Genomic DNA, 17992 nt, shown 5'->3' on the forward strand with positions numbered 1-17992 from the left:
AGGTATCCTTAGGAAAAGATAAAACGTGGATTCGTATAATAAGTGCATAGCCGCTGTGAGTCGCATGGCATTAATTGATGATCGAAAAGATCAAGACTCAGAGACATAATGCTAAGCGACCAAACTAAGCAGAGGGCTACACAATGAGCTACAATCACCTGAGTCTTGAAGAAAGGCATTATATCAATACTTCATTGAAAAAAGGAATGTCTTTATCACAAATAGCAAGAGATCTTGAGCGTTCACAAAGTACAATCAGCAGAGAAGTTAACCGTAATAAAGGTCAACGAGGGTATCGTTACCAGCAAGCAAATAGCAAAGCCTTACAACGCCATAAAGATAAGCATAAGCACGTAAAATTGACAGCTGAGATAACTAAAAAAATTGATAAATACCTTCGTCGAGAATGGAGCCCTGAACAAATAGTGGGACGGTTATCAAGTAACGGCATAATTAAATTGCATCATGAAACAGTCTACCAATATATCCTAGCTGATAAAAGAGCAGGCGGTGATTTGTATACACATTTAAGACATCAAGGTAAGTCCTATAGAAAGCGTTACGGTACCACGGGTAGCAAGTCTGGTATACCGAATAGAAGAGATATTGATGAAAGACCAGAAGCAGCTAATAACCGAACACGAGTCGGTGACTGGGAAGCTGATACTATGATTGGAAACAAACAGAAAGGTGCATTAGCAACCTTGGATGAGCGAAAATCAAAACTACGACTAGCCTTGCCTGTTCCCCGCAAAAGCGCTGAAGAAGTCACGAATGCGATTATGCAAATGCTTGAACCTATAAAAGAAGTAGTGCTAAGCATCACATTTGATAATGGCAGGGAGTTTGCAGCGCATGAAGTTATAGCAGGCAAATTAGGATGTGAAACGTATTTTGCTAAACCTTATCATTCTTGGGAAAGAGGACAAAATGAAAATGCAAATGGCCTCTTAAGGCAATACTTCCCTAAATCGAGGCAACTAAATGATGCTGAAGTAGTAGTATAAGTACTTGATGCTATTAGTAAACTAAATAGCAGACCAAGAAAATGTTTGGGTTATAAAACACCCTATGAAGTATTCGAGGAACTAACAGACATAACCAGAGAAAAAATTTTCGAGGGCTATGCACTTATGACTTGAATTCGCCGTATTTATTTAGCATTACAATAAAGATTTTAGCGAGTAGAAAAACTCTGAAAAAGTCGTAAAAAAATACAAAATAGGTCACCACAACCGCTTAGAGCATATTTATCGAGGTATTGTGTCTACATTTAGCCGACCTGGCGTGAGTAATGATAACGCTTATTCTTAGAGCTTGTTTGCTAGCATGAAAACGAGAACGATATACCTAAAGACGGGGCCAGAACTTTTGAAGAAGCTGCAAAATAGGTAAATAATTTTGTTTTTTGATACAATCACGTACATAGACACAAGTGTATTAAATATGTCGCCCAAAGACAGCGTCATAGACAAGAAGATAAAAAGCTATATGAGTCAAGAAACCCGTGTACCAAGAAGTATGCTTTAAGCATCCTAGGCGCTGGAAAGATCGTAATACACGCAATTGGGATAGGTTTAATATCGTGATCTTAAATCCAGTTAAGAGTAACAACCAATTATATGAAAAAACACACTTTTATTAGATAAAAGGAAAAAGTAGCTTATCAGTCGTCAATCCATCGTTTTGTACTCAGTTTGGTATCTGATATTTTAACTATTACTTAGCATAAACCGCATATAACCATTTCAAAAAATTTGTATTACTAAAATGGAGATATCATGATTATTTTTAAGACAGGTAATATTTTCACTGAAAATGTTGAGGCAATTGTTAACCCTGTTAATTGTGTAGGTGTTATGGGCCGTGGTATAGCCCTTCAATTTAAACAGCGATATACTGAAAACTATAAAGACTATGTGGCAGCATGTAATAGAAAAGAAGTACAGCCAGGCAAAATGTTTGTCCATCGTAACAAATTACTTATCAATCCTAGTTTTATTATTAATTTTCCTACTAAACGACACTGGAGAAACCAGAGCAAAATTGAGGACATTCAATTAGGTCTAAAAGATTTAATCAAAGTTATAGGTGAACTCAATATCCAGTCGGTTGCTTTACCTGCGCTGGGTTCAGGTCTTGGTGGTCTGAATTGGAATGAAGTACGTATTGAAATTCAAAAAGAAATGAGCTCTCTGCCAGATGTAGAGATTATTGTTTTTGAACCTTTTAAAACGGAATTAAATAACACATAAGATCAAACTAGTAAACTGGTTGAAATGACATAGAGAAAAGCTACATTGATTCTACTTATAGATCATTATCTATCTAGTTTGCTAGATCCTTTTATATCATTACTTGACATACTTGACATCCTCCTGCTAAAGCAAGGGGTTCCCTACTGCGCACCTTCAATTACTTAAAGGAGTCACTTCGGTGGGTTCTTGCTTCAAAGAGATGTCTAACCGCACATTATCTCCACAAGCTAACAAGCACGGTGCCCTCGCTCTAAAATATTAATCGCACCGACCACATCGGCGTGATTTTCATAACCACAATCGACACATTGAAACTGGGCTTGTGTCCGTTGGTTTTCCCTAGCAATGTGACCACAATACGGGCGGGCATGTCTGGCTTGTGTTCGGGGGGAAACCGCTACCAAATAAATGCCACTCCATTTTATACGTTAACTGTCGCCTAAACTCTCCACAACCTTGATTAAGGATCGAGCCGTTCAAGCCAGACTTTTGAGCGACCCGCTTACCAGGTTCCGGATGTTAAGAATATCTACAACCTCAATTGCTTTTAGCATTCATGATATTTTTATAATGCTTTATCAGTTGAACAACATGACCTTTATCGTATCCTTTTAACTCTATTGTCTCAAATCGATAAGTATGTGTATTTTTATCATAACTCGATGTAAGGTCATTACCTTGCAGTTCGATTGGTCCTACAGTTGAACTAAGTTTAAATTCAAATGTCCAAGTCTCAACAAGTTTGGATGTTAAGGATGTCACCTGTACATCTTCAATATCACTTAGAGGCAATGGTTTTAGCATATTATCGGTATAGATTCCTGTTTCTGATAAAGTCAGCACTGGCTTCTTTTTCTGTATAAACCAAGCTAAACCACGCACTATTGCCAGTAATATTAATCCCAAGAAAATTGATGAAATAAACCGATGTTTTTGGTAGGCAGCTAAAATATCCCCACTACTTAACAACAACATTCCTCCTGAAAGTAACAGGAAAAATATACAAGTTAAAAATACAGCAACTATTTTTGTTTTATAAACATAGAATGCAACAACTGGTGTAGGCTCGCTTGCTTTAACGTGTAAACTTTCAGTTTTATCAGCTTGCTTGCTTGATTTTATCTGTCCCATCAATGTTCCTTACAGATTAATGAATAAAATACTGAATATGATTTGTTGAATTCTACCATGATTTTAAATCTAAATTAACTGATGCTTTCAGCTAATAGCGACTCATTTGTCATGTACTGTACACTTTCCAAGGTTGAAGTTAATCTAAGCTAAGGAGAGAAAAAACAATAATGTGAGATTCAAGCGAAAAAAAACCGGCTAAAATTTTAAAAGCCGGTTATTAAAGTTATAAAACTTTAAAGCAGAGGAATGAAGTACTGATTTAGACCATTAATATTGGAAAAAGTTCAAATTATTTTCGTTTTTTTCTAAAAAAACCGAAGTAAACTTAATTTATTGATTTATAAGAACATAAAGCAACACCAATTCATCCACTTGTAAATTTATTCACCCATGGTGTCATTCCTAGATATTCAACAAGGGAACTCAGAGTTCTCTCAACAATCGATAGTTTTTGGCATCCTCCCTGCCCTACTGAACGGGATTATACGGCGCACCGGATAAACACACGTAATGTCTTACTATTTTTTCTTTTTGGTTTCAGGGCTTGGTTTTGCCATTTCTTCACTTACTTGTTCAACCTGGGTCGAAAAATATTTGAGTAAATCAAAAATAAAAAGAGTACGTTTAGATCTATCGCTAAGATCAGTCATAAACTTAACCTTAGTTGGCCCGTCAAATCGAAAAACATGTGGTTGTTGCTGTAATAAAGCAATCAAGACTCCTACGTCAACTTTGTTATTTTCATGAAACTGTATAAATCCACCCTTATCATGTGCATCGATACGTTTGACACCTAAATCATCAGCTTTTTGTCTAAGCTCGTGCATCTTAAGTAGATTCAAAGTCGCATCAGGTAATTTGCCAAATCTATCAACTAACTCAATACGAAGCTCAATCAATGCATCCTCTGTATTTGCACTTGCCAAACGTTTATATAGCGATAAGCGTGTGCTCACATCATGAATGTAATCATCTGGAAATAGTGCTGGCATATGCAGATCTATTTCAGCATGCAGCTGAGTTAAATCATCTAATGAAGGTTCTTTCCCCTCTTTAAGTGCATTGACTGCGCTATCAAGCATATCCATATAAAGCGAAAACCCAATGGTCGTGATTTGACCGCTTTGTTCCTCTCCTAATAATTCCCCTGCCCCTCTTATCTCCAAATCATGGGTTGCAAGCGTGAACCCTGCACCTAAATCTTCTAGCGTGGCTATCGCTTCAAGACGTTTTTTGGCATCCACAGATAATGCTTTAACCGGAGGAGTTAATAAATAGGCATACGCCTGATGATGGGAGCGACCTACTCGTCCTCTTAGTTGATGCAATTGTGCTAAACCAAATTTATCAGCTCTTTCAATAATCATAGTATTAGCAGAAGCGATATCAATTCCTGTCTCTACAATTGTTGTGCACAATAACACGTTATAGCGTTGGTGATGAAAATCCGTCATAACACGCTCTAATTCCCGTTCTCTCATTTGCCCATGACCAACGATAATCCTAGCTTCAGGAACAAGTTCAGCTAAGCGCTCTTTCGTTTTTTCAATTAAGCTAACATCATTAAACAAGTAATAAACTTGACCACCTCTGAGTATTTCACGCAAGATGGCTTCTCTGATAAGTGGCATATCTAGCTCACGCACAAAGGTTTTAACAGGTAAACGCCTTGCTGGTGGTGTAGCGATAATCGATAGGTCACGAATACCACTCATTGCCATATTGAGCGTCCGAGGAATAGGGGTAGCAGTTAATGTTAAGATATCCACATCACTTCGCATAGCCTTAATTTTTTCTTTTTGCTTGACGCCAAAGCGATGCTCTTCATCGATAATTAACAGACCTAAATCTTTCCAAAAAACACTACTTTGTAATAATTTATGGGTTCCTATCAGAATATCAACTTTTCCCTCTTCTGTTTGTGACAGCACGGTTTGAGTCTCTTTTGCACTTCTAAACCGAGAAATAAGCTCGATATTGACAGGGAAATTAGCAAAACGGTCTCTAAAATTATCAAAATGCTGCTGAGCAAGCAGTGTTGTAGGCACCAATACGGCTACTTGTTTATTATTATTAACAGCCAAAAAAGCAGCTCTCATTGCCACTTCAGTCTTACCGAATCCAACATCACCACACACAAGCCTGTCCATAGCGATAGGCCTGCACATATCACTCAATACAGCATTGATCGCCTGCTCTTGATCGTAAGTTGTTTCAAACGGAAATCCTGCCCTGAAAGTTTCATAAGCCTCTTTATCATGCACAAATTCAAATCCAGGTTTTGCAGCCCGCCTTGCATGCACATCTAATAAATCAGCAGCAACATCTCGTATTTTTTCTGCTGCTTTTTGTCTTGCTTTTGACCATGCATCACTGCCTAATTTGTGTAAAGGTGCAGTTTCACTATCGCCTCCACTATACCTCGAAATCATATGAAGCGATGCAACTGGCACATAGAGTTTCGTGTCATTCAAATAAGTCAATACAAGGTATTCCGCTTCAACCCCATTTGTTTCTAATGTGGTTAATCCTTGATAACGCCCTACACCATGTTCGATATGAACAACGGGCTGACCAATGTTAAGCTCAGCTAAATTGCGGATTAACGTATCTGCATTAATTGTCCGTTTTCGCTCTTGTCGCCTTTGATTGACTCGTTCCCCAAGCAGATCAGTTTCACAAATTAATGCAAAATGTGGTGTAATACACCCTGTCTGGGCAGGTCCTACAATAACAAACAAATTAGAATTTAAGCGACCTTCACTTGGTAATTTAATCTCATCATTCGGTGCTAGCGCAAACGGCTTAGCATCTTTGGTTTCGTTTATTGCATCGAACATCTCAACTATTGCACTAATCGGTTTAGCTTTAATATCTGACTTAGCTAATAGTTCAAACAAAGCTTCACGGCGACCTTCCGTTTCAACCGAAAATAAGATTGGTTGTTCATAGCAGTGTAAAAACACACGTAAGGCTTGAAGAGGATTTTTATTCTGTGCATCAACGGCAATATAAGGCAAACTTTGGTAACCAAGATTAAATTGCCCTGCCTTTTCATCTAAACTATCATAGTGAAGCTGAATTCTCGGAAAATTTTTGAAATGTCGAAACACCTCTTCAGTATGGAGCCAAAGTGTATCGGGTGGCAATAAGGGTCTCATAGGGTCAACCCGTCTATTTTCATATCGATACTCTAAATCTTGCCAAAACTTAGTCATTTGACTCTCTAATGGACCGAGCGTTGTAATCAATGTTTCCTTCGGTAAATAATCAAATAACGATACCAATTCTCTTTCAAAAAACAAGGGCTGCCAATACTCAATCCCACCTGGCAATAGTCCCTTACTAACCTGCTGGTAAATGTGTTCTTCTTCACGGAGTACATCAAACTTATCACGCCAATTTGAACGAAATAGTTCAATGCTTGCTTTATCGAGTGGAAATTCATGAGCAGGTAATAATTTTATCTCATCAACAATCTCTAATGATCTCTGATTATCCACATCAAATGTTCGGATACTATCGATTTCATCATCCATAAAATCAATTCGATAAGGCATTTCACTTCCCATAGGGTACAAATCAAGTAATGCACCACGGGTCGAATACTCACCATGTTCCATCACTTGATCGACATGCCGATATCCCGCTTCTTCTAATTGAATGCACAGAGAATCTCTTGAAAGTAACTGCCCTTTTGTCATTAAAAGTGCATGGGCATGAAGAAAATCATTTGGGCAAATTTTTTGCATTAAAGTCGTAATACAGACAACAATTGCACCTTTCGTTTCCAGCTTTAATTTTGAGAGTAATGAAAGTCTATCTGAAATAATCTCTTGTTGAGGTGAAAAACTATCATATGGCAGCGTTTCCCAATCAGCAAATAATGAAACTTGATAGGGTGTAAATGGCTTAATCTCCTCAAATAAGCGCAATGTCGTTTGCATATCTGGCGCGACAACCAACACAACACCTGAATATCTGGCTATCATAGCAGCGCATTCTAATGCAGTTCCAATACCCACAATCTGCCCTAAATGCCTGTGTTCTCCTGATTTAGTCGGAAGATCAACCAGCTGTTTATTACTGATGTCTTTTGCATCTATCGCACTACTTGTTTCATAAAATAGGGGAATTAAGGAGCTGACGGTAGCTTCCTTTAAATCAGATTGTATAAATGAATTTGGCATATTAATTTAGAGTAAACAAGAAAATAGAATTAAAAAAGGATTTAGTTTGTTAAAATCCATTATAACACAATACGTCTCTACCGGCAGTAATTCAATTAATTGACAAGCGAGGTGAGGATCAGGAAATGAGGTAAGTTACGTTTATTACTACTTGAAAGATGAATTGAATTAATTGCTTAAATTTATTACTGCTGTCTCAGCAGATGAAATCCATGCAATGATCTCATCTAACGAGCGTATAACAAGTTAGATGAGATCCAATTGACACCACATATCAATTAATTAAATTGTCCTTCACCATCAGTCACAGCTTTATACTCAACCCCGTCAAGCATAATCGCGGCACTAAATTGGATAGGGGTTTCGATTAAAGATTCAGAACCGATTACATGGAAAATGAAATCTCCTTCCTGATTTTTATTAACCTCATATCTAATGTCATTCATGTTGCCTTGACTTAAATCACACCAATTAGAACAGATCCCTGATGAACTCGATTTCCATAATAATGAAGGGGTATCATTCTGATTTAAAGACACTTCTCCTGGTAAATCAAACGTTAAAATGATTCGCTGATTAGCATCTATTGCTGTAACAAAAGGCTCACTGTCAACGTTAATACTCGCTAAGGCATACTGTTTATCAAAGGATAAGGTCGCGTGCGTATTGTTTATATAATTGGCATCGATATACAATTGATTGGACATTTTAATCTGATTGTCTTGTGTTTCAACAGCAAGTTTAATCGCGTACTGACCTACCTGTGAGATAGGTAATGCTAGGTGTTCGCCTAAATACTCATGATTGCCGGTTGGTGAGATAACATACCAAGTGTAACTTTTAGCAATTACTCCTTGTGTTAAAGACGGTTGAATTTGGACAATCTCATTTACGTTTGCTGTTTTAGGTCCTGCAATCACAACTTGACCAGCTTCGGCTTCATATTCGTACACAATCGAATAATTACGATTAACAATATCATATTTAGAACCCTTAAGTGTCCTTAGTTCTGCAACGTTCATAGGATCAAGTTGTTCGGCTATCGGGCGGCCTAACTGTAAATTCACATCCACATTTAAAGTTGTATCATTTTTACCACTGTTGCCTATTTTATGCGTAGCTTTAGCTGTAACAAGAGGCACCGGAGTATAGTGAATACTTGCACCAAATGCTGATGGATTTTTTTGTCTTTCATTTTCCGAAAACAACCCCACAGCATCGCCAAAATATTGTTCAAATAACAAGCCGCCGCCTAACTGAGGATGTTGTGGTAGATAAAAATTAGCATTAATATCATAACCCTTTGCTGCACGCTCTTTTAAACTTTCACCTGTTCTTGTATCTATAATATCACTCTGTTTCCAACCTGATATAGGGGCATAAAAATTGGAAGATAGGGATAAATAATCCGCCGCAGCTTCAGCTCCAACACTCATTCTAGTGTGATTATTTGAAAAATCTTGATCAATAAATGCATTCGCACCCACACGAAGGGTGTCTAAATCATGACGGTAGCCTAAACCTAAATTCCCTATTGTTCTATTTTCAATTCCCTCACCTTGATTGTTGGCGCCAACCTGGGCAAAAAACAATCCATCTTCTGTTTCATAAAGATTACCAAGTATATTGAAATTAAGGGATTTAAATTTAGCTTTTTCATCGAGATTTAAATCAACCTGCGCAGTACCGAATCGATTTAATGCATTTTGAACTTGGTTTGAGACTGTTTGCTCGATCTTATTTGTCAATGCTCTAGAATCAGGCGTAGACTGACTAGAATGATTCGCTGCTGTAACATTTGATGATTCAATTACATTAGTAGAACTGATAGAATTCACTGCCACAAATTGTGTATTTTGCCCATTATTATTGTTAGGGGCATTTTGGGCAGTAATCAAAGGCTCTGATTGTTGATTTTTTTGACTTGACTGACTTATCTCAATTGGCTGAGTTGGTTTAGTAACGGCCAATGCAGAAACAGCCTTGGCCTGTGTGGTGATTGCATTATTGTTTGCAATGGATGTATTAGATTGGGTTTGGTTCACATTTTCATTCAAAATTATACCATTAGCAGAATTCTGAACGGGAGCTTGTACCATTGATATTGAACCAGATGCTTCAGTTTGCTCAGTGACCTTAGCTTGACTTGGCTCATCGCTTATTAGCTTAGATAGACTTACCCCTTCTAAACTTGAAACTTCACTATCCTCTTGACTATTATTTATTACCTGTTCATTCTGTTGATTGACCGATTTTATTCGATTGCTTTCAACAATGCCAAAATCTACGTCGGTAGTTGGCTTATCAACAAGTGCAGGCGTTGCCTCTATATCATTTACTTGTAATCCATTAGTTTTAGCCAATTGACCATTATTACCTTTAGCCAGTGTGGAATCTGACGGAATAAAAATGGTTTCGCCTACTGACAACTCTTTTCGACCTCTAATTTGATTTCTATTTAGATTATTCAGCTGTTCAATCGTTAAATTGCTTCTGGTCGCTATCTGGTAAACACTGGTTTTTTCTTTTATCGTAAAAGGAATTAATTTTATACCTAAATTACCATAGTTTACTGTATCAGCTATTAAAGCATTGGGTATCGAGACTAAAGAAGCGATGGTAACACCAAGTAAAATTTTAGACGTTGTTAATTGTGTCGAAATCATTCTTTGTTTCATTATTTATGGCCTTTAATTAAGAGTAATATTTTTAGCTTGAATATCTAACCAAGAAAGCAACATCCCAGAATCTGAATAAATTCTCAGCTGTGCTAAAAACGCATCGTATTGTAAGTTAATAAATGTTTGTTCATTATTATAAAAATCAGATTCAGCACCAAGCACATCAATTAACTGCTTTTTACCTAAATGAAACCACTGTTCAAAGAAAGATTGCTTAACCTCACGGCTTGCAATAACTAGATTATTGTATTCTTTACTTCTAAATAGTGCGTTATCACGCTGATTTTCAGCCGCCTTAATGCGGTTATCTAGATCACGCAAAATTGTTTCACGTTGGTATAAAATTGCTCTGGCTTCCTCAATTGCAGCGCGTTCAGAAGCTGATGCAGAGCCACCTTCAAAGGCAGCCCAAGAAACATTCAGCCCTACTAACCAAGGATCGTCCTTATCTTCATACTCCAAATCATTAGTATTTTTAGTGACATTTAAATTCAATTGCGGATATCTTGATGCGTGTAGCGCCTCTGCAGCGGACACTGCTTTTTTATACATCGCATTAGCTTGTAAAATGGAGGGGTGATTGGTTAATAATACATTTTCATTAATCATCTCAAAAATTGCCACATCGAAAGCCAAGTCACCTGGAATATAAACATTTTCACCCAATAATCTATTAATTCCGATCTCAAGTTCAGTTAATCTTGCATTCAAAGAGTCTCTAGAAGTGAATGCTTGTATTTGCTTTGTTTGTGCTTGCAGCAACTCACTCGCTCGACCAGGATCGGCTTCAACAATCTGTGAGAGCATATCGACTAATTCCGTCATTCGCATTACGTACAAATCAGTCACTTGAATTAATGAACGTACTCTCGCTATTTCAACAGCGTAAGATAGGACGTTATAAGCAATCTCATCTTGCTTTAGCCGCAAGTCAATATTTGAAGACTCAAAAGCATATTTTTGTTCTTCAACCTGAGCGGAGATTCTTCCCCAATCAAATATAGGAGTAACGACATTGACTTGAGTTGAAACAATACTATTATCCTTATTTGACTGCCCTACGGCGATTCTCGGAGAGCTACTAGATACATTTACTTGTGGATAACGCTGTCCTTTAACTACATCAATTCGTTCTTTTGTACTGAGCGCAGTAGTTTCAGCCTGTTTGATTTCAGCACTATAGGATAAGGAGACCAGCGCAGTATTATGCAAAAAAACCCATAAAGGATTAATTTGTAATTTAGCAAAAGCATTGGTACTGTTACCCGCTTTGCTGACAGTTCCAGCTTGGTTTTGAGTATTCATTCTAGCTTTCACTGAACTGCCCTTTAAAGGGACATTTTTTTCATACGTAGGTTTGTGAGAACAGCTAACAAGTAGTGCACAGAGTAAAGTTAAGCCTAATTTGCCAACAAAACCGTTAATAAAAGACATCTTAGTGCTTCGCATCGAAGAATGATTCATAGTGAATAAAGTATCCTTATCTTTCACGAAACGCTTCGCGCGCTTTAAATATTGGTTTGAGGATATAGGATAAAATGGATTTTTGACCAGTTTTGATCTGAACAATCCCTGTCATACCTGGGATAATCTCAAAACGTTTAACGTCTCTTTGTAAATAAGCTTTATCGGTCCTAACTAAGACTCGATAATAAGTTTCTACCCCTTTACGTTGCGCATTAGCATCTGTTTCTTCAATTGCATCTGAACTGATGTGTTCAACGACGCCCTCAAGACCACCATAAATTGCGTAATCATAAGCAGATACCTTAACAACAGCAGGCGCACCTAATTTTAAAAATGCCATGTCCGTTGGTTTGACTTTAGCTTCCAGTAACAGTTCATCGCCAGTTGGGACAATTTGCATAATCTGCCCACCTTGTGGCACAACCCCACCTATAGTGGTAATGTTAACAGTCGTGACAATACCATCAACAGGTGATTTAATGGTACTTCTATCAACCACATCTTTTCTAGCAATCATACTTTCACGTAGTTGGCCAATTTCGGATTCAACACGACTTAGTTCAGCGCTCGCTTGTGAAGAGAATTGATTTCGCTTATCCAGTATTTGAAGCTGAATATCATTAGCTTGGCGTTTCATACGCAAAATTTCAACATTAGATATGAGTCCTTTTTTGGATAAAGGCTCAGATAATGAAATTTCATCATTAATTAAGCTATAGCTAACTTTAAGCGCTTCAAGGCTTTCCTCTAACCCTTTAATTCTTGCATTAAACGCATCAGTTTCCACTTTAATCACATCTGTAGCATGGTGAATGTTTTGTGGGAAGATTAATTCACTTTGATTAGATTCGGCTCTAAATCTGGCTGCCTGCGCTTCTAATGCCACTAATTTGGATTCAGTTTCACGAACGAAGGCTTCTGCGCGAGTTGCATCTATTACTGCTAACGGTTCATCTTTTTTTACGATACTACCTTCACGCACTAATATTGACTCGATTACACCACCTTCTAAACTTTGAATTAATTGTTCTCTACTTGCTGGAATCACTCGCGCTTCAGCAACTGTCACTTCATCCACAATTGCGTAATTTGCCCAAACTAATGATGAGGTAAATAAAATCATGATTAACCCAAGAACCATACGGCTTCTTTTAGGCTTTTGGATTAATAACGCTGATTGAAGATCGTTCATATAATCTATATCAATACCGCTTGTTTTGATATTTTTGTCATGAATTTCTTTAACTGCTTCACTTTCAAGTGTTGTAAGTGTTTGTTTTTCAACTGTCATCACTAAGATTCCCCATTAGTGGTATTTTTATTTTTCCTAAGCGCTTCGAGCACTTGCTCTTTTGGTCCATCAGCGACTTTTTTGCCTCCATCTAGTATGATTATCCTATCTACTATATTTAAGACTGAGTAACGATGCGTACTCACAATAATCGTTTGATTTTTAATCACTTGATTAAGTTGAGTCAGAAAAACTTGTTCTGTTTGAACATCCATATTACTTGTCGGCTCATCCATTAATATGATATCTGGGCTATTGAGCAATGTTCTCGCTAATGCAACTAGCTGCCTTTGTCCTCCTGATAACGCTCTACCAGCTTCGCCGACAGGCATGTCATAACCAAGTGGATGCCTGTTAGCAAATTTGTCAACACCTGCTAGACGACATGCTAATCCAAATGTTGTCGCATTGGCTATTGGATTGCCTAATAAGATATTTTCTCGTAGCGTACCTGAAAATAAGATTGCTTCTTGCCCAATAAATCCTATGCTCGCACGAATGTCAGCAGGTTCAATCTGTTTACTATCAATGCCGTCATAAAGAACATGCCCTTCTGTCGGTTGATATAAACTTGCCAAAATTCTTAGTAAGGTGGATTTACCACTGCCTATCGATCCTAATATCGCAATTTTTTCACCTTTGTTCACATCTAATGAAATATTATCCAGTACCTTAGGATTTGGCTGCATGGGCGGCGCTGGGTAGGAAAATGAAATATCTTTTAAGCTAATTTTACCCGTTTGTTCTGGTTTAGATAAATAAGTCTTACCGGCATCTTTTTCTACTGCAAGCTCGACGAATTTAGTTAAACTATTAACTGCAACTTTTGCTTGCTGAAATCGCACCGCAAGTCCCATCAATGCACCAAGAGGAGCAATGATGCGTCCTGATAAAATAACAGTTCCAATTAATGCCCCTTGAGTTAATTCACCCGCTCCTATCAAGTACACACCATAAATAACCAATGCGACTGTGCAAATTTGCTGGAAGGTTGAAATCAGTCCCATCGCTGTACTCGTAATGGCTTTTGTTTTCATTGAAGTTGCGGCTGATAACGCACTAAAATCTTCCCATTTTTTTTGCATGGTCGGCTCACCACGAACTGCTTTTAATGTCTCTATACCAGCTATACTTTCGATTAGCATGCCTTGTTTTAGCGAGCTTTCCCTCATATTTTCCTTCATGACTTTTGACAGTGGCCATTGCACTGCGATACAAATTATTATAATAATGGGAACAAGCAGTAGTGGCACAATAATCAGTGGACCACCTATGGAATAGATGATAAATAAAAATAAAAAACCAAAAGGAATATCAGACAGTGTCGCAAGTGTTGCAGAGCTCATAAAGTCACGTATTGATTCAAATTCTCGAAATTGATTCGCAAATGACCCCGTTGAATTTGGTTGAAATTCCATTCGAGTAATTAAAAATTCTCGAAACAAAAAACTCCCTAGCACTAAATCAATTTTTTTTCCTGCCATATCGACAAGATGCGCCCTGATTTGCCTTGAAATAAACTCAAATAAAATTGCCACCAGCACACCAATACCAAGCGCCCAAAGCGTTGCGTAAGCTTGGGTCGGAATGACCCTATCATATACATTCATTGTAAAAAATGTACCAGCCAAAGTAAGGATATTAGCCAGCAACGCGGCCATTGCTGCACTATAATAATACGATCTATACTTAAAGAATGTTCCAAATAACCAGTTAGCTGCTCTTTTATCATCTACGCCGATTACAGGCTGTTTTTTAAGTTTTGATTTGAGTTTAACAAGCAGAAAATACCCTGGTGTACATTCAGCAAGTAACTCATCCTCACTAAGCATCGCTTCACCGTAACCGCTTTCAGGTAAAATGACCCGAAATAGTGTTTTTTTAGCCTGTTTGACTTTTGCTTGTATGACTAAATGCGTACCGTCATTTCTTAACGCAATGACAGGTAATAAGAACGAAGAAAGTGTCGATAAGCCACGTTTTGACCAAGCGCCGCTTAAACCGATATGTTCCATTAATCCAAGGGCACCTGTAGGGGTGATTTTACCAGTTTTTGGCGCACCAGCAGAAAGCGCCGCTTCGCTGATCTCGATCTTATAGAACGTACAAATCCACGCAATCGAGCCTAATAGGCTATCTTGGGTTTCATTCAATGTCATGATATCTGAAATTAGGGCATTATTTTTTTGTTTAATAGTTTGGTCAACCATATATCACTCATTACAGGTATTAAATATTAGGATTATCAGCCATTTATTTACTGATATTACAACTTTTATAACGTTTAATTTTAAATACTCTTTTAGTAACTTATTATTAGTGCGCATTGTGTTTTTTATTTTGTCTAAGTAATAAATCCTGCACAGAAAATCGATACTCTTCATTTTACTGAGAGATAATTATTAATTAATTTAATTTGGATTTATGGCATTAAAGCAACGCCAAACTAACAATTTAATGCGTATACTTTATATCTGAGAGATACATTAACATGGTTTTAAACTAATATCTAACCAAATAGCATGAAAACAAACAACAAGTTACAATAAACTTAATATTGTTACACGCAATTAGATAATGAAATATATTTACATCTAAAAACATATATTCGCCATTTAATTAAAATAACGAATATATAAATTTATCAATTTAAAATATCTTGCTACGACTTGATAATTTTATAAACTATTCAATATTTATGTAGTCAATCTACTCTAATCTACTAAACTGTAAAATTGAAGAATTTGTGTATCTATATCTAAATAAATAGAATCGACTTGGGCTGGACTAAACAATTCTCGTGATTGTTCTGAAGCGTGTTCCACTTCGTCTGATGAAAATGAACTCCTCTCAATTGATGTAATATCAACAGTATGAACACTCTCAAAAAGGAGTGTATCTAATTGAATTTGTGCTTCAAGCGACAAATATGAGCTCACAGGATTTGGTTCAACAAATTGACTATAACTATTCTGATTTAACAATTGAAGATCAAACTCATCCTCTAGTGCAATCGAATTTAACACAATTGTTTCCTTCAGATAATTAAACGTAATATTTGGTGCCTCTTCTAATAGCATGTCATTACCCGCTTTTGAAACAGGTATGATTTTGATATTATTTAACCCATTAACAAGCATATCTTCATTTAAATGGAAACTCCATTTACCATACGATACATCTGCTTCTCCTAACTCAATACCATTCCCATTTTTAGGATCAAACTGATACAGAATAACTTTCTCAATATTGCTATTGGCATTACCTATTAATACAGGCGTTTTACTTAAAACCTCTTCCCCATTATTAATTGTATCGCCATCAGAGTTGATATAGACTTCGCTGATAACACTTTTAGTCAATTTGACAGTATCAATATTTAAATAAAAAGGCGAACTACTTTGGCTAATATTACCTGCTGAATCTTGTAATCTAAACTCTATTTTACGATTACCCTCAGTTAATGCTGTTTCAAACTCAAAAATCCATTGGCCATTTTTATCAACTGTTATTGGGGTTTTTACACTTAACTTTTGTCCATCAACATAGACTAAAAGGGTCATGCCAACTTCACCGGTTCCAGTAAAAACAGGTTTAGAATCATCCGTCCAATTAGCATCACTTAAAATACCTTTTATAGGTCCAATATCATCAGTCGCGGGTGTTAAACTTAATTTTGGTGCAACAGGCGGTGTTAAATCACGTATGATAGGAATCGTAAAAGTCTCATCGCCAACATTACCCGCTTGATCCAAAATTGTAACGGTAATCTCTTTTTTCTGGCCTTCAGTCATTTTAAGATCAGGAAAAGTGAAAGTCCATTTACCATCTTTGTCTACATCAACAAAATGTGTACTGCCTGTAGGTGACAAGATTTTCACTTTCGCGCCAGGTTCAGCTTTTTCCCCTTTGATGGTAGGTTTATCTGTATTAACTGAACCGTCATCTGCTGCCCCCACCAAAATAGGTTTAGTAAACTCTGTTGGTTTGACTAAGTCTATTTCAAAAGGTACTTCAATGGGTTTCGATTTTTCACCTTTGCTATTTTGTTCATAAATTTTAAATACCCCTTTATCACCCGCTTTAAATACATCTTTAGGGAATTTATAAAACCAACTACCATTTGCTTGAACTGTTGTGGTGTACGTTTTGCCATCTGCAAGTTCAATGACTATCTCATTACCCATACTAGCAGAATTAGTCGCACCTTCTATTTCAGGTGTAAGCGTATTGATTTCACCATTTTTTCCTGCTGAACTCACAAATTTATCATCATCCCCAACATGGACAATGGAAATATCAGTTGCTTTAAGTTCTTTTGGAGCGAACACTAAATCATTATTTGAATTTGATTGATTTTCATCTTCGCTACTACTTGAAGTTAACGCATAAACTCCTATCCCTGCGACAGCTGCTCCCAAGGTTAAAAGCGTAGTTGTATCAAATATTTCAAAACTTGCTGCTAGGCTTTCATATTGACCTACTTCTATATAATGAGTTGCACCGTTCACAGATGCGCCCATGAAGGTATTATTTGAAAGGGTGATGATTGATTCACCATTTGCGAGCATCAGTGTTGTCGCTTCATTGACACCTGAAATTAAACTTATATCACCATTCACCGCAGTTTGAAAATAATCTTCTATAATTAATATTGAATTTTCTTCTGCGTTAATTGCAAGTTCTAAAGTATCACCTTTTCGAACTGCGGTAAGGTTTGGATTAACTAAACTATAAGGGAATTCTTCGGTGCCGATTAACAATGTATCCCCTTGCTTAAATTTAATGCTTGTCGCTTTGCCAATCTTAACGGTTTTTGTTTTCCCTGTTTGACTCGTAATAATCACTTTTGTTATAGACATCATGTCCTCTTATTAATCTAATTGTATTGCTGTACTGATAAATTGGCTTAATCATTAGCCTGTTTGAGTTAATATTTTCATTTAATCACCAGTCAATTAAATGAAAATA

General features: G+C 37.0%; 10 protein-coding genes. 2 read left to right on the forward strand and 8 right to left on the reverse strand.

Annotated elements, in window-relative coordinates; all coding sequences use genetic code 11:
• Positions 1-143 precede the first annotated feature (143 nt).
• The gene (locus BMW37_RS10130; protein WP_093320544.1) at positions 144-1007 is read left to right on the forward strand and encodes an IS30 family transposase; all 864 of its coding nucleotides are present in this window, start codon (positions 144-146) and stop codon (positions 1005-1007) included.
• Positions 1008-1781: 774 nt separating this feature from the next.
• The gene (locus BMW37_RS10135; protein WP_093320546.1) at positions 1782-2255 is read left to right on the forward strand and encodes a macro domain-containing protein; all 474 of its coding nucleotides are present in this window, start codon (positions 1782-1784) and stop codon (positions 2253-2255) included.
• A gap of 230 nt (positions 2256-2485) precedes the next feature.
• Here BMW37_RS10135 and BMW37_RS15990 read toward each other — a convergent pair whose 3' ends face one another.
• The 8 genes from BMW37_RS15990 to BMW37_RS10175 form a co-directional block, all read right to left on the reverse strand.
• Entirely contained in the window at positions 2486-2683 is a 198-nt protein-coding gene (locus tag BMW37_RS15990) for a zinc ribbon domain-containing protein (RefSeq protein WP_425441789.1), read from the reverse strand.
• Positions 2684-2795: 112 nt separating this feature from the next.
• Positions 2796-3389, reverse strand: coding sequence for a hypothetical protein (locus tag BMW37_RS10145; protein ID WP_093320549.1), 594 nt, complete (start codon positions 3387-3389; stop codon positions 2796-2798).
• A gap of 521 nt (positions 3390-3910) precedes the next feature.
• Entirely contained in the window at positions 3911-7483 is a 3573-nt protein-coding gene (gene mfd, locus BMW37_RS10150) for a transcription-repair coupling factor (protein ID WP_425441790.1), read from the reverse strand.
• 377 nt (positions 7484-7860) lie between these two features.
• Positions 7861-10260 carry an inverse autotransporter beta domain-containing protein gene (locus BMW37_RS10155; protein WP_093320556.1) on the reverse strand — a complete coding sequence of 800 codons (2400 nt, stop codon included), beginning with the start codon at positions 10258-10260 and terminating at the stop codon, positions 7861-7863.
• A gap of 12 nt (positions 10261-10272) precedes the next feature.
• Positions 10273-11727 carry a TolC family protein gene (locus tag BMW37_RS10160; RefSeq protein WP_093320558.1) on the reverse strand — a complete coding sequence of 485 codons (1455 nt, stop codon included), beginning with the start codon at positions 11725-11727 and terminating at the stop codon, positions 10273-10275.
• Positions 11728-11743: 16 nt separating this feature from the next.
• Positions 11744-13021 (reverse strand): HlyD family type I secretion periplasmic adaptor subunit, encoded by a 1278-nt coding sequence (locus BMW37_RS10165; protein WP_218139521.1) that lies wholly within the window; start codon positions 13019-13021, stop codon positions 11744-11746.
• A gap of 2 nt (positions 13022-13023) precedes the next feature.
• Positions 13024-15231 carry a type I secretion system permease/ATPase gene (locus tag BMW37_RS10170; protein ID WP_093320561.1) on the reverse strand — a complete coding sequence of 736 codons (2208 nt, stop codon included), beginning with the start codon at positions 15229-15231 and terminating at the stop codon, positions 13024-13026.
• Between the two features lie 504 nt (positions 15232-15735).
• The gene (locus BMW37_RS10175) at positions 15736-17883 is read right to left on the reverse strand and encodes an Ig-like domain-containing protein (RefSeq protein ID WP_093320563.1); all 2148 of its coding nucleotides are present in this window, start codon (positions 17881-17883) and stop codon (positions 15736-15738) included.
• Between the last annotated feature and the right edge of the window lie 109 nt (positions 17884-17992).

Origin of the sequence: Thorsellia anophelis DSM 18579, from assembly GCF_900111395.1 — a bacterium.
GTDB classification, from domain to species: Bacteria; Pseudomonadota; Gammaproteobacteria; order Enterobacterales; family Thorselliaceae; genus Thorsellia; species Thorsellia anophelis.

Excerpts from the sequence above, each read along its gene's own strand:
- BMW37_RS10130 (WP_093320544.1), top strand. The coding sequence starts at position 144 with ATGAGCTACAATCACCTGAGTCTTGAAGAAAGGCATTATATCAATACT.
- BMW37_RS10135 (WP_093320546.1), top strand. The coding sequence starts at position 1,782 with ATGATTATTTTTAAGACAGGTAATATTTTCACTGAAAATGTTGAGGCA.
- BMW37_RS10145 (WP_093320549.1), bottom strand. The coding sequence starts at position 3,389 with ATGGGACAGATAAAATCAAGCAAGCAAGCTGATAAAACTGAAAGTTTA.
- BMW37_RS10155 (WP_093320556.1), bottom strand. The coding sequence starts at position 10,260 with ATGAAACAAAGAATGATTTCGACACAATTAACAACGTCTAAAATTTTA.
- BMW37_RS10160 (WP_093320558.1), bottom strand. The coding sequence starts at position 11,727 with ATGAATCATTCTTCGATGCGAAGCACTAAGATGTCTTTTATTAACGGT.
- BMW37_RS10165 (WP_218139521.1), bottom strand. The coding sequence starts at position 13,021 with ATGACAGTTGAAAAACAAACACTTACAACACTTGAAAGTGAAGCAGTT.
- BMW37_RS10170 (WP_093320561.1), bottom strand. The coding sequence starts at position 15,231 with ATGGTTGACCAAACTATTAAACAAAAAAATAATGCCCTAATTTCAGAT.
- BMW37_RS10175 (WP_093320563.1), bottom strand. The coding sequence starts at position 17,883 with ATGTCTATAACAAAAGTGATTATTACGAGTCAAACAGGGAAAACAAAA.